The sequence below is a fragment of the Planococcus notacanthi genome (assembly GCF_030407825.1).
Classification (GTDB): Bacteria; Bacillota; Bacilli; order Bacillales_A; family Planococcaceae; genus Planococcus; species Planococcus notacanthi.
On the sequence record NZ_JASDCQ010000001.1, the window covers coordinates 797,277 to 810,348 of the forward strand.

Below are 13,072 nucleotides of genomic sequence, written 5' to 3' on the forward strand. Positions count from 1 at the left end.
ATCTAAGGAGGAATTTTTTGTGGCAGAGATCAAAGTACCAGAATTAGCAGAATCGATTACAGAAGGAACAATCGCTCAGTGGCTTAAACAGCCAGGCGAAACAGTTGAAAAAGGAGAATTCATCGTTGAATTGGAAACGGATAAAGTCAACGTTGAAGTTATTTCCGAAGAAGCTGGAGTCGTTCAAGAACATTTAGCGCAAGAAGGCGATACAGTTGAAGTTGGACAAGTAATCGCAATCGTCGGCGAAGGTTCTGGCGAAGCTGCAGCACCTAAAGCTGAAGAAGCTCCACAAAAATCCGAAGAACCAGCTAAAACAGAAGCTCCTGCAACTCAAGAGCCTGTTGAAAAAGATCCAGCGGCTGAAGAGCAATCTTCTTCTGACCGGACAATCGCAAGCCCTGCTGCACGCAAATTAGCACGCGAAAAAGGAATCGACTTGGCTGCTATCACGCCAGTTGACCCAATGGGCCGTGTACGCGTTCAGGACGTAGAAGCTCACGGATCAAAACCGGCTGCAAGCGCTCCTGCTGCAAAAGCGGAAGCACCAAAAGCTGCAGCTCCTTCTTCTGATGAAGAAAATGGCCGCATCATCCGTGAAAAAATGACAAGACGCCGTCAAACGATTGCAAAACGTCTGCTTGAAGTAAGACAATCAACTGCCATGTTGACTACATTCAACGAAATTGACATGACAAACGTGATGGCATTGCGCAGCCGCAAAAAAGACCAATTCCTTAAAAATAACGACGTGAAACTTGGCTTCATGTCATTCTTCACTAAAGCTGTTACAGCTGCATTGAAAAAATACCCATATGTCAACGCTGAATTGGACGGGACAGATGTCCTTCTGAAACAGTTCTATGATGTCGGGATTGCTGTTTCAACTGAAGAAGGCCTTGTTGTACCGATCGTTCGCGACACGGACAAAAAGAACTTCGCTGAAATTGAAGCAACTATCGGTGAACTTGCGACTAAAGCACGCGATAAAAAGCTTTCAATTGCTGATATGTCAGGTGGTTCATTCACGATCACTAATGGTGGGGTATTCGGATCATTGATGTCTACACCGATTTTGAACGGAACACAGGTTGGTATTCTTGGAATGCACACAATCCAAAAACGTCCTGTTGCTATCGGCGACGAAGTCCAAATCCGTCCGATGATGTACGTTGCACTTTCTTATGATCACCGTGTCATTGACGGAAGCGATTCTGTAGGCTTCTTGAAAATGGTTAAAGATATGATCGAAAACCCTGAAGATTTGTTGCTTGAATCTTAAGAATTGATCACTCTGATAGTCCTGCATTGCAGGACTATCTTTTTTTTGTCATCATAAGGATAAGAACAGCCTAAAGGCGGTAGAAATCCATGGATATCTCATTTTTTATTGAATTAGTGAAGGAATACGGTTATTTCAGCATGTTCGTCTTTAATTGGCTGTTGCTGTTCGGACTGCCGATTCCCAATGAAGTGGCTGCGGCATTTTCAGGCGTGTTGACGGAAATCAGTTATTTTAAGCCGGTCTATGCTTTTCTTTCCGCTTATTTGGGTTTGGTCACCAGTAATACGTTTGCCTACTTTATCGGCCGCAGTTTGGGGCACCGGCTGTTGAACCGATTGAACAAGACGCGCCTGCATGGCCCAATCAGCCGCTTTAGTGCTTTTCTTGAAAAGCATGGGGAATGGGCGATCGCTTTCAGTTTTTTCCTGCCGGGAATCCGTTGGGCTATGCCATATGTCGTCGGAGCCAACCGCTTTCCATTTATGCGCTATTTGATGTTTGCTTATACAGCCGGCTTTGTCTGGATGTTCATCTACTTTAATATTGGCAGGATGTTCCCTTATGCTTATCAGACCATTCTTGAACACCTGCAGGGTTTTTTGGTCTTGGTGTCGGTCCTTATTGTAGTAGCGGCCCTGCTGCGCTATTTGTATAGCGCAAAGTTTACGAAAAAGTGAAACGTCTCGAAAATTAAGGTGTTTTATCTTTTAGGTATATCGGTGGTGCAGGAACAATAGATTTTCAGGAGCCGGTTTGAAATTAACCGGGGTTTTCCTTATACTGAAGGATAGACAGATAGAAAAGGATGAGGACGATGATTCACAACGAATGGCTGGAAAAAGAAACAATCAAAACGGTCACATGCAAACATACCGACGCAGCTAAGTTTTTGGTTTCCAATGTGCTGACTGTAGGCAAAGAATACGAAGTGAAAAACGAAACCGAAGAATTCATTTTTGTCGTGGATAACACGGGCAAAATTGGCGGATTCTACAAAACGTATTTCGAGTGATCAAAAGAAATCTTCAGCAATAGAGAGAATTTTTTCCATTGCTGCCCGTTAATGCGGGACAACCGAATAGCGGCGACTTTTGCCGGTACAATTGGCTGCTGCCAGCCATAAAGAATGTCAAAAAGCCGATGGATTCACATCGGCTTTTTCTGTGGAAAGAAGGAATAAGAATGTCATTGATTGAACAGGATATCACGAAGCGTAAAGAACGGAGACATGAAGATTACACTAAATTAATCGGAAAGCCGGGTTATATTGCTCCCGATAACCATCTCTGGCAGGATATTCTGTCAGCAGTGGTATTGCGCAAGCCTGTATTGCTGAAAGGGCCGACCGGAGCAGGCAAGACCAAGCTGGCTGAAAGCATATCGGCTCTTTTCGGACAGCCGATGCAAAGCATCAACTGCTCGGTTGACCTCGATGCTGAAGCGCTATTGGGCTTTAAGACTTTGGTGCAGCGGGATGGCCAAAGCGTTATCGAGTTTGTAGAAGGGCCTGTCGTAACTGCCATGAAAAAAGGCCATTTCCTATATATTGATGAAATCAATATGGCCAAAGCCGAAACGCTGCCGATTCTGCACAGCGCGCTGGATCATCGCCGCATGATGACCAATCCGTTTACCGGAGAAGTGATTGAAGCCCATCCGGATTTCGGCGTCATTTCAGCGATCAATGAAGGCTATATCGGCACGGCACCGATGAATGAAGCGTTGAAGAACCGCTTTATTGCGTATCCGATTCCTTATTTGACCGGCCAGCAGCTTGCAGAGCTTTGGAACCGTGAATTTCCGGATGCAGACGCAACTCTGAAGTCGTTTATGCTGAATCTGGCGGAAGACTTGATGAAGCAAGTGAAGAATGGTTTGTTGTCGGAAGAAGCCGCTTCGATCCGCAGTTTGCTGGATGCTACGGCACTGGCCCAATACATGGATCCGCTGCGCGCCGTGCGATACGCGATTGCCGAAAAGTTGGAAGATGAAAGTGAACGCGATTTGTTCATGGACTTGGCTCATACTTGGAAAAAGTAGGTGGAAAAGATGGCATCAGTCAATCGCTTTATCCAATTCAATAACGAAACCATCGATACGAAAATGCTTCATCAAATGGAGTTGCTTGCCGGTGCGTTGGCGGATGCCCCTTATTTGAAGTTGACGACACGCAAATTGGTGGAACTGCGGCCATCTGAATCCGCCATGTCCATCAGTGTGTTTTGGCGGCACCGCACAAAACGGATCGAGCGCAACGGTTACTTGTCGGATATCTATTTGATGGCAGCAGGCTATTGGCGCGATTTCAGCTTCGGTGCATGGCGCCGTTTCAAACAAGTGGATACCGCTTTGCCGAGTTTAAGGGAACAATTATTATTGTGTGCAGAAGAGTTTCGGCTGTCCGAGAAGATAAAAGCGGCACGTCCCGGAACGGCTGCAGCTTTCGATACGAGGGAAGCTGTTTACACCGATTATCACGAAGATCAATTCCAGCAGAATCTGAAAAAAGGCTTTACAAGCGATTTGTTGATCAATGCGGCTTATTTGAGTTTGCGCGGTGTCGAAGTGAATGCTGGAGAGCGTTTCAATGCTTTATCATTCATCTGGACCGAGTTATTTGATGCAAGAACGACGATGGACTCCGTAAAAGTAGTGAATCGGATTATGGACCGGGTTGAATTTCTGCTGGAGTCGGATGCTTTGCATACGTACTACACATTTGGCGAGGCAGCAGATAAAGCTCCGCCGTTTCATTATCACGAAGGCATTGATGCCGAAGAGTCAGAAGAACCTGAAGAAATTGAGACCATTGAGGAATGGTTCCAAGCCTGGCACAGGGAGACTGAAAAGAGCGAAGCGCCAGCAATGGAGTTTGAGCTCGAACGTGGAGATTCCCAATTGGCAGAAGGCGGCAGGGAAGAAGAAGGCACAGCAGACGTCCAACAGACCGCCAAAGGAGATTCAAGCGGAGAACATTTGGAAGACAGTGATGCAGAAGATCGGCAGATGGCAAGCAAGCCGAAAAAAGCGGAAGGTCGATTCGGATCTGCCAATGATCAGGTCGTATACCACGAGTCCAGGTTGCTGGCAGAAAGAGACCATCGCCTGGAGATCGAAGCCTGGCGAAACAAACAAGCACCGTATGTGCGGGCTTTGCTGAAAGAATTGAAAAAGCGCATGACGCAAAGGCAGGAAGGAGTCCGCAGCAATTTGAACGCAGGCAGGCTGTCGAAAAAACTGATGCCGTTGGTGATTGAAGAACGGCCTAAACCTTTCTACCGGAAAACAGCGCCTTCCAAAGAACTGGATGCGGTCTTCTGTCTGTTGATTGATGGCTCGGCTTCCATGATCGACAAGCTGGATGAGACCAAGCAGGCTGTCCTGCTTTTCCACGATGTGTTAAGAGGCTTGGATGTGCCTCATGAAATCGTCCTGTTCTATGAAGATGCGTACGAGGCAAGTGATGCCGAACAGCCGAATTATTTTCAGTGGATGCATAAATTCGAAGACCGGGGCAGAGACCATGCACAGGAAATTGCCTCATTGGATGCGCATGAAGACAATCGGGACGGTTTTGCCATACGCTGGATGAACAGCCGGCTGAAACGGCGGACCGAAAAACACCGCTTTTTACTGGTCTTTTCCGATGGGGAGCCATCTGCCTACAATTACGCTGAAAACGGCGTAGTGGATACGGCAAACGCTGTTTCGGAGGCGAAAAAGCAAGGCATTGAAGTGCTGCATCTGTTTTTGAGCGGCGATTCCATTACAGAAGAACAAGCGGCGTTTTACCGGATGATGTATGGCAATAAATCCGTCAGTGCCGATTCTCTCGAACAATTTGTCGAACAGACGCTGCGCCTGCTGAAAAGGAGTTTGCATCTGGTGATCCAGGCGGGATGATTTTTCATTGTTTCCGGCTAATACGGGCCTTTTCGAAGATTGACTTCCAATATAAGGATTTACTTTCCGACAAGCATAAAATACTTTCCAAAATAGCCGGAATACTTTCCGTTGGCACTCAAATACTTGCTGAATCTGTTGAAATACTTTCCATACAAATAAAACACAGAAAAAAATCCCCGGAAGCGATGGAGCTTCCGGGGATTTGCTGTTATTGGTTGTTTTCATTGCCATCGTGGATCGCCAGAAGGCGCTGTTTCAAGTCTTCTTCCATGCGGCCGATTTCGAGCTCGGCGGCTTTGCGGTTTCTGCGGCCTTCCGCTTGGATCTTCAATGTTTCTTCGATGGTTTCGAGCAGGTTTTCCTGCGTTTTCTTCAACGTATCGATTTCAACGATGCCACGCTCATTTTCACGGGCAGTTTCAATCGAATTCATCTTCAGCATCTCAGAGTTTTTCAAAAGCAGGTCATTGGTGGTAGACGTAACTTGTTTTTGCGCTTCGACAGCTTTCATCTGTTTATTCAAGGTCAACGCAATGGCGATTTGGTTTTTCCATAATGGAATCGACGTCATGATGGATGACTGGATCTTTTCCGCCAAGGTTTGGTTGGTCTGTTGAATCATTCGGATCTGCGGTGCGCTTTGGATGGTGATTTGGCGCGACAGCTGCAGGTCATACAGCCGTTTTTCCAGACGGTCGACATATTGCATCATGTCGTTGACTTCCTGATAAACCATTTGATCCTGAGAACTCTCTGCTTTTTTGCGGAGGGCAGGGATCGTTTCGCTCATGATTTCATCGCGCTTCAATTCAGCAGCAGCGATATAGACATTCAATGCCTGGAAATACGTTTTGTTCTGGTCATAGAGTTGCTCAAGCATCTGGACATCATCAAGCAGTCCGCGTTTGGAATGGTCGAGCTGGATGCTGATGCGGTCGACTTGTGTGCTGAGCTTCTGGTATTTGGTCATCATTTCCTGAACTGAATACTTGGCTTTCGAAAAAAGCTTGCGGATGCCTGATTTTTTCCCTTGCGTCAATTCTTCAGGATTCAGTTCTTCCAGTTTCTTCATTAGATCGTGGAGCACGTCACCGACAGGGCCGATATCTTTGCGCTGCACATGATCGAGCATTTTATGCGAAAACTGGCTCAGCTGATTTTGGGCATTGGCACCGTATGTGAGAATCGCTTCGTTATTGCCGACGGGAATTTGCTTGGCGAGCTCCCGTGCTTTCGCTTGCTCTTCTTTCGTTAAGCGATCCATTAAAGCGACAGGGCGCCCTTCTGCCTGTTCAGCTACCGACTGCTCCTGCTTTTCCAATTGCATGCCAAAAGGCGATTCCAATAAATCATCCAATTCACTTCGAGTTGATGGTTTCTCTGTCATCTTCCACGTCTCCCTCGTGTTCAGGCTCTGGCTGAACGAGTAATTTCTGTTGCTTGTTATTGTGCTTATCGACAGCCAATTGGGCGTAATCCAATTCCATACGGAGTCTTTCGACATCGCTGGATAGAACTTGCTTCAGATCTTGTTCCATCACTTTATTGAGCGACAACAGCATTTCCCGGGTGTCCTGCAAAGCGACGCGCATGTCGCGGTCTTTGACAGGCTGCCCAACCAATAAAGTGTATTTCTCCGTCAATTCAATCGCTGAATCCAGATGGGAATAGAAGAACGGCTCAGCCAAGTAGAATTTTCTGGGGTTTTGTTGGACCACTGTAATGATTTTATTCGCAATCTTTGTCATATCCATCAATTGCTTGAAAGATGAAATGGAACGGACTTTATAATAATTGCTTTGAAGCTGTTTGATTTTATCTTTGCCTTCTTTTATCTGGTTTCTGACATTTTTAAATTCACTGCGGGTCATCCCGAGATTTTTGGAGTCTGATGAGAGTTGAACTTGCTTGATGGTCGTGTTGCTGGCAAGATAGGTTCCAGCTGCCACGGCTCCAGATGCGATCAATCCGATCTCTGCACCCAAATAAAGGACCGGAAACATCACAGTCATGAGAGGCAGGCTGACGGATTGCCTTTTGATGAAATTTTCAATCGGCTTTAAGGGCTTCATGCAATGGACCTCCTTTATTGCTACTTAACTATACGTCCTGGACACCGAAAAGTTTCGTTTCGGTGCTTGCTCTACCTTATATTTTACGTGAAACTGCATGTCAATACAAACTTTCGAATCTCTTGAAAATATCATGCAAAACGCTTTACAAGCTGTAAAATATTTGGCAAAATGCTAATTAGGAAGAAATGGGGCTGGAACTATGCATGAAATTGTCTACACTCGAGCAGATTATGAACCTTGGTGGATGTTTGATGACTGGAAAGAAAAAATCGTCTCTCTTCAACAATTCTCTTCTGACGAGGAAGCACAGCGTTATTTGGAAGAACAGAAGCAGGCTTTCAGTCTGCAATTTGCCAATCATGAAAAACGGGATTTAGCTTTTGATGCTTACTGGAATGAGGAAGAAATGGAATATTGCGAAAAGTGCGAAGAGGATCTGCAGATTTTTCATAGTCTTATATGGCTAGTGGATGGGGTTCCAAAGATAAGTTTTTAGATTTATTTGACTTTTGTAGTCAATTTGCTATACTGATAGTAACAACATGAAATCTTGACCAATTACCGCTATTCACGCATTCCCAAAAGTGATCAGCAAGTGATGGTACTTTTGGGAATATGTGAATTTTTTTATTTGAAAAGATTCCATATTGAAAATTTTTTTACCACAGGAGGTAATTTACATGCAAGAAGGAACAGTAAAATGGTTTAACTCAGAAAAAGGCTTCGGGTTTATCGAAGTTGAAGGCGGAGACGATGTATTCGTACACTTCTCAGCTATCCAAGGCGAAGGCTTTAAAACACTTGACGAAGGACAACGCGTTGAATTCGAAGTTGAAGAAGGAAACCGCGGACCACAAGCTACTAACGTAACTAAAGTCTAATGTCCAAGAACCACTCTCTCCAGAGTGGTTCTTTTTTTGCATCAATTCAGCGAAAATCCTGTATGCTTTTCCTGCTCCGGGTTCTTTATTTCATTCTACTCCCTTCTTTAAAGAAGTGAAGGAAGTCCATTTGTTCCCGGTTCTTGCCGTGAAGGTTTTTATTCAGACTTGTCAGGGTATAAATAAAAGACTGGATAACGAGAATATGGGAGGTTTTAAGTATGGAAGGCAAAGTAAAATCGTTTGATGAAACCAAAGGTGTAGGCATGATTACTGGAGACAACGGCGAAGATTTCTTTTTCGAAGAGATCAATATCAATGTAGATGGCCTCCGGAAACTGAATCCTGGACAACCGGTGAAATTCACCGTCTATCAAGGCGTAGCCGATAAAGAGCGTGTAGCGACAAATGTAACATTGGTATTCTGATGGTCAAGCCAAAAGTGATAGTTGCACAGAAGTAAGATGGAGGGGGGACATTCAAATGACGAATGAATACTTAAAAAAACCGATGCCAAGCGAAGAAAAACAACAGGATTTCTACCAGAAGCTCCGGGCGAAAGTCCAGAAATGGGTAGACAATAAACCCGGAGTGGTTGGAACAGTCAGCGGATATGTTCTTTTCGCTCCAGACCTTTTTCACTTGCTGACGAAGATGATGCTGGACGGACGGATTGATGCGAAGAGCAAAGCGGCAGTTGGTGCCGGTATTATGTATTTTATCGCACCGATTGATTTTATGCCGGAAATTCTTGTAGGGCCAGGCGGATTTCTCGACGATGTTGTCGTGGCCGTATTTGTCATCAATACGCTTTTAAATAAATTCCCGACAGAAGTCATCACCGAGCATTGGGCAGGAGATGAAGATTTATTGGCGCTTGTCAAAAAAGTCTCCAACTCAGGAAATAAATACGTTTCCAAATTGCCTGCAGGCCGTTTAGTGAAACGTTTCACCAAATAAAACCAACAGGCAAAGCCAAGGATGTGAAGACATCCGCGGCTTTGCCTGTTTTTCTGTATTAAAAAAGCAACAGCCCTGCTCGTTTAACCGAGCGGGCTGTTGCGGGTAGTTGGATTAGTTGGTGATGCCTTGTGTATCTTTCCATTCCAAAAATTCATCATAAGTCAATTGCTTGTCGAGGATCGTTCCGTCTTCACGGATTTCAATCACGCGGTTTGCAACTGTCTGGATAAACTGATGGTCATGGGAAGTGAAGACCATAGCGCCTTTGAAGGCGATCATGCCATTGTTCAAAGCCTGGATCGATTCAAGATCCAAGTGGTTGGTCGGTTCATCCAATAACAGGACGTTAGCGTGCGACAGCATCATTTTTGAAAGCATGCAGCGTACTTTTTCGCCACCGGATAAAACAGAAGGTTTCTTTTTCACTTCTTCGCCGGAGAACAGCATTCTGCCGAGGAAGCCGCGAAGGAAGGTTTCGCTTTCGTCTTCTGGTGAGTACTGGCGAAGCCAGTCGACCAATGACGTTTCGCTTCCTTCAAAATAGGAAGTGTTGTCGATCGGCAAGTAAGCGCGTGAAGTCGTAACTCCCCAGCGAGCCGAACCGGATTCCGGTTGGTCTTCTTCTGCGAGAATACGCAGAAGCGCTGATTTTGCAAGCGGATCACCGATCAAGACGATTTTGTCGTCTTTGTTTAAGTTAAAGCTGATATTGTTCAATAATTTATTGCCGTCAACAGTTTGGCTGACATCTTTGACAGTCAACACATCGTTGCCGATTTCCCGGCCGATGGTGAAGTTGACGAACGGATACTTACGTGAAGAAGGGCGGATATCATCCAGCTCGATTTTATCCAGCATTTTTTTCCGTGACGTCGCTTGCTTCGATTTCGAAGCGTTTGCGGAGAAGCGGGCGATAAAGGCCTGAAGCTCTTTGATCTTCTCCTCTTTCTTCGAGTTTTGGTCCGATGCCAAACGTGTTGCCAATTGGCTTGATTCGTACCAGAAGTCGTAGTTTCCTACATACAATTGAATTTTTCCGAAGTCAAGATCGGCAATATGCGTACATACCTTGTTGAGAAAGTGACGGTCATGCGAGACAACGATGACGGTGTTGTCAAAGTTGATCAGGAATTCTTCCAGCCATTGGATGGCTTTCAAGTCCAGATGGTTGGTAGGCTCATCCAGCAAGAGAACATCGGGTTTGCCGAATAAAGCTTGTGCCAAAAGCACTTTCACTTTATCGGAACCGGAAAGTTCGGACATTTTCTTGTCATGGAGGTCTTCAGAAATGCCAAGGCCCTGCAACAAAATAGCCGCTTCAGATTCAGCTTCCCAACCGTTCAATTCAGCGAATTCGCCTTCGAGCTCGGCTGCACGCATCCCATCTTCATCAGAGAAATCCTCTTTCATGTAGATGGCATTTTTCTCGGACATGACTTCATATAATTTCTTATGTCCCATAATGACGGTTTCCAGAACCGCGTACTCTTCGTATTCGAAATGGTTTTGCTTTAGAACAGCAAGGCGTTCGCCTGATCCCATATAGACATTTCCGGATTGCGCTTCAAGATCACCTGACAGAATTTTGATGAACGTCGATTTGCCGGCACCATTGGCACCAATCAATCCGTAGCAATTGCCGGGGTTGAATTGAATATTTACATCTTCGAATAGTTTGCGGTCACCAAAGCGAAGACTCACATCATTTACAGCTATCATTTATACGTACCTCCTAAATTTCACAATAAGAAGAGTATACCACGAAATCCACGGAAATCGATAGCAATCGCCCGTGGTCTCGGATAAACTAAAAATATAAGCTTATTTTACCTCGTTTTGCGTTCCAAATAAGCTTCCAACAAGCCAAGTTCCTTGTTAAGCAAATACTCCATCCGAACATATTCGCGCCGCCCGGGAATATGTTCGGGGGTTAGGCCTTTCATCGAATAGATAAAGTAGTAGCCGCCGATTTGGCGGAACAGGACAACGACATGCGGAAACTCATCGAAAATCGCTTTTATGTTATAGCGTTTTGCGTAACTCCAGTTTACGAGCTTCATTGACTACCCGCCTTTCACACCTCCATTTTAAATGATGCAAGGGTGAGAACACAAGTTTGGCGTAAGGCATTAATTTGAAAACCATTTAAACAGTAATATGCCCGTTTAGTATAGGTAGTTGAGCTAAAGGAATAATATTTGAGACACCGCCTCGCGCTAAGAAAAAACGCTAGAGATACAGAGCCAAACAGCGGAGACTCCTTAGACAAAGCTAGCGCTGCGATGCAGGAGCACCGGTTTTTACGTAGCAGGCGAGAGGATTGGGCGCGAGCCCGCTGGGGGAAGAAGGAGTGGAAGGCAGCGGCCTGCTCCATGGAACAAGCTATACATATTTGAGTTAGTTAACAGGAGGAAAAAACGTGGTTGAAAAGCAAAAGAAATCAACATTGGGATTGATGATAGTGGCCATATTGTTCGTTGCCTTGAACCTGCGGCCAGCCATTTCGTCCATCGGCCCGATGCTCGAGCCTATACGTGCAGATTTAAATCTAAGCAATAGCGAAGTCAGTTTGCTGACGGCGATTCCGGTTTTTTGCATGGGGTTATTTGCGCCACTGGCTGTATGGTTTGGCCGGAAGTTCGGCTTAAAGCGTTCAATCGCATTATTATTAATGGCAATCGGACTGTTTACGCTAGTCAGAGGCTTTTGGCCAACTTATCCGGTTCTGCTTGGCACCGCTTTTATCATTGGTTTGGCGATTGCTATTATTGGACCTTTGCTGTCTGCCATGATTAAACGTGATTTTCCATTGCGTACTGCTGCATTGATTGGAGTCTATTCGTTCGGAATGGGACTCGGGGCGACTTTGTCCGCGGGTTTGACCGGTGTCTTTTACACGATTGCTGATTGGCCGCTGGCAATTGCAAGTTGGAGCCTTTTGTCGATAGCTGCTATCATCGTTTGGCTGCAAGTGAAACAGCCGATTGAAGTGAAAGTGGAGAGTATAGCAGGGGACAGCGCTGTCGCTTTATCGCCATGGAAAAATAAACGGGCTTGGTATATGCTGATCTTTTTCGGCTGCCAATCGGCATTATTCTTTTCTATGCTGACCTGGCTAGCGCCGATTGCCATTGAAAAAGGAATGTCGGTCCTGGCAGCCGGTGGTGTACTGACATTAATGACTGCCGTCCAGATTGCAGGAAGCATCAGCATTCCGCAATTTTTCAATCGATTTCCTAATCGTTTCATGTGGACGGTAATTATATTGGCTTCCGGCACAATCGGGATACTGCTGCTGATGTTCGGAAGTCTCGCCACGATTTGGATCGCAGCTGCTTTTATCGGTGTTGCGCTGGGGGGGCTATTCCCGATTGCCTTATTGATGCCTCTTGATGAGACCGTTTCTGCTGATGAAGCCAATCGCTGGACGGCTATGACGCAATCAGGCGGCTATATCATTTCGGCTTTCATGCCGTTGACGATTGGCATCGTTTATGACCAGACAGGCAATCACACGATTACGTTGTTGATGCTGCTTAGTTTTATTGTGCTGATGTTCATTTTTGCTTTCCTGCTCACTAATAAGAAAGAGGCTATTTCTTGATATCCGGGAGGAAGAACTCTTTGATCGCTTTCGGCTGCAGGATAAAAAGCCAGGAAAGATACAGCGAGATCAACGGGAAAATGATGCACCAGGAAGAAACCATAGTGAATGACAGTTTTGAATTCGGAAAAAATGAAGAGAAATACCAAAAATTATAACTTAAGGTCAATAACATCGTAGTAATTGGACCGACATAAATTCTTTTGGTCAAGATAGCGAGCAGAATGCCGATTCCTATAACTATTGTCGGTAAAATCACTAATTGCATCACAATCGGGTCGATGGATTCTATAAGCTTCAATCGAGTTCCTCCCTAATTCGAATGTAAATGGGCGATTTGACGGAATAATCCGTCAAT

The 13,072-nt window shown here is 45.3% G+C and carries 15 protein-coding genes; 10 read left to right on the top strand and 5 right to left on the bottom strand.

Annotated elements, in window-relative coordinates:
- The first annotated feature begins 19 nt into the window (after nt 1-19).
- The 5 genes from odhB to QMA01_RS03850 all read left to right on the top strand — a co-directional run bounded on the left by odhB (nt 20) and on the right by QMA01_RS03850 (nt 5,188).
- A complete protein-coding gene (gene odhB, locus QMA01_RS03830) occupies nt 20-1,282 on the top strand; it encodes a 2-oxoglutarate dehydrogenase complex dihydrolipoyllysine-residue succinyltransferase (protein ID WP_191714359.1) in 1,263 nt (420 codons plus the stop codon).
- An 89-nt stretch (nt 1,283-1,371) separates the two neighbouring features.
- Entirely contained in the window at nt 1,372-1,962 is a 591-nt protein-coding gene (locus tag QMA01_RS03835; RefSeq protein ID WP_290185937.1) for a DedA family protein, read from the top strand.
- A 137-nt stretch (nt 1,963-2,099) separates the two neighbouring features.
- Nucleotides 2,100-2,297 carry a DUF6501 family protein gene (locus QMA01_RS03840; protein ID WP_203339575.1) on the top strand — a complete coding sequence of 66 codons (198 nt, stop codon included), beginning with the start codon at nt 2,100-2,102 and terminating at the stop codon, nt 2,295-2,297.
- A 170-nt stretch (nt 2,298-2,467) separates the two neighbouring features.
- Nucleotides 2,468-3,325 carry an AAA family ATPase gene (locus QMA01_RS03845; RefSeq protein ID WP_290185933.1) on the top strand — a complete coding sequence of 286 codons (858 nt, stop codon included), beginning with the start codon at nt 2,468-2,470 and terminating at the stop codon, nt 3,323-3,325.
- 9 nt (nt 3,326-3,334) lie between these two features.
- Nucleotides 3,335-5,188 carry a vWA domain-containing protein gene (locus QMA01_RS03850; protein WP_290185932.1) on the top strand — a complete coding sequence of 618 codons (1,854 nt, stop codon included), beginning with the start codon at nt 3,335-3,337 and terminating at the stop codon, nt 5,186-5,188.
- A 211-nt stretch (nt 5,189-5,399) separates the two neighbouring features.
- Here QMA01_RS03850 and QMA01_RS03855 read toward each other — a convergent pair whose 3' ends face one another.
- Together QMA01_RS03855 and QMA01_RS03860 are read right to left on the bottom strand one after the other, a co-directional pair.
- On the bottom strand, nt 5,400-6,578 hold the full coding sequence (locus QMA01_RS03855; RefSeq protein ID WP_191714364.1) for a toxic anion resistance protein: 1,179 nt from the start codon (nt 6,576-6,578) through the stop codon (nt 5,400-5,402).
- Nucleotides 6,550-7,263 (bottom strand): 5-bromo-4-chloroindolyl phosphate hydrolysis family protein, encoded by a 714-nt coding sequence (locus QMA01_RS03860; protein WP_191714365.1) that lies wholly within the window; start codon nt 7,261-7,263, stop codon nt 6,550-6,552. The genes QMA01_RS03855 and QMA01_RS03860 overlap by 29 nt, the downstream gene beginning before the upstream one ends.
- Nucleotides 7,264-7,465: 202 nt before the next feature.
- Here QMA01_RS03860 and QMA01_RS03865 point away from each other — a divergent pair, with 202 nt between their 5' ends.
- From QMA01_RS03865 to QMA01_RS03880, 4 genes are all read left to right on the top strand, one after another.
- Nucleotides 7,466-7,762 (top strand): DUF1033 family protein, encoded by a 297-nt coding sequence (locus QMA01_RS03865; protein WP_191714366.1) that lies wholly within the window; start codon nt 7,466-7,468, stop codon nt 7,760-7,762.
- 184 nt (nt 7,763-7,946) lie between these two features.
- Nucleotides 7,947-8,147, top strand: a complete 201-nt coding sequence (locus QMA01_RS03870; RefSeq protein WP_008428384.1) for a cold-shock protein — start codon at nt 7,947-7,949, stop codon at nt 8,145-8,147.
- A 221-nt stretch (nt 8,148-8,368) separates the two neighbouring features.
- On the top strand, nt 8,369-8,575 hold the full coding sequence (locus QMA01_RS03875) for a cold-shock protein (RefSeq protein ID WP_191714367.1): 207 nt from the start codon (nt 8,369-8,371) through the stop codon (nt 8,573-8,575).
- 55 nt (nt 8,576-8,630) lie between these two features.
- On the top strand, nt 8,631-9,107 hold the full coding sequence (locus tag QMA01_RS03880; protein WP_191714368.1) for a YkvA family protein: 477 nt from the start codon (nt 8,631-8,633) through the stop codon (nt 9,105-9,107).
- Nucleotides 9,108-9,221: 114 nt separating this feature from the next.
- Here QMA01_RS03880 and QMA01_RS03885 read toward each other — a convergent pair whose 3' ends face one another.
- Nucleotides 9,222-10,829: an ABC-F family ATP-binding cassette domain-containing protein gene (locus tag QMA01_RS03885; protein ID WP_191714369.1), complete on the bottom strand. Its 1,608-nt coding sequence runs from the start codon at nt 10,827-10,829 to the stop codon at nt 9,222-9,224.
- 107 nt (nt 10,830-10,936) lie between these two features.
- A complete protein-coding gene (locus QMA01_RS03890) occupies nt 10,937-11,170 on the bottom strand; it encodes a hypothetical protein (protein ID WP_191714370.1) in 234 nt (77 codons plus the stop codon).
- A gap of 359 nt (nt 11,171-11,529) precedes the next feature.
- Here QMA01_RS03890 and QMA01_RS03895 point away from each other — a divergent pair, with 359 nt between their 5' ends.
- Complete coding sequence (locus QMA01_RS03895; protein ID WP_191714371.1) at nt 11,530-12,714, top strand: MFS transporter; 1,185 nt, start codon at nt 11,530-11,532, stop codon at nt 12,712-12,714.
- On the opposite strand, the gene QMA01_RS03900 is transcribed toward QMA01_RS03895, so the two are convergent.
- Complete coding sequence (locus QMA01_RS03900) at nt 12,704-13,015, bottom strand: hypothetical protein (RefSeq protein WP_290185923.1); 312 nt, start codon at nt 13,013-13,015, stop codon at nt 12,704-12,706. The two genes, QMA01_RS03895 and QMA01_RS03900, sit on opposite strands and share 11 nt — an antisense overlap.
- Between the last annotated feature and the right edge of the window lie 57 nt (nt 13,016-13,072).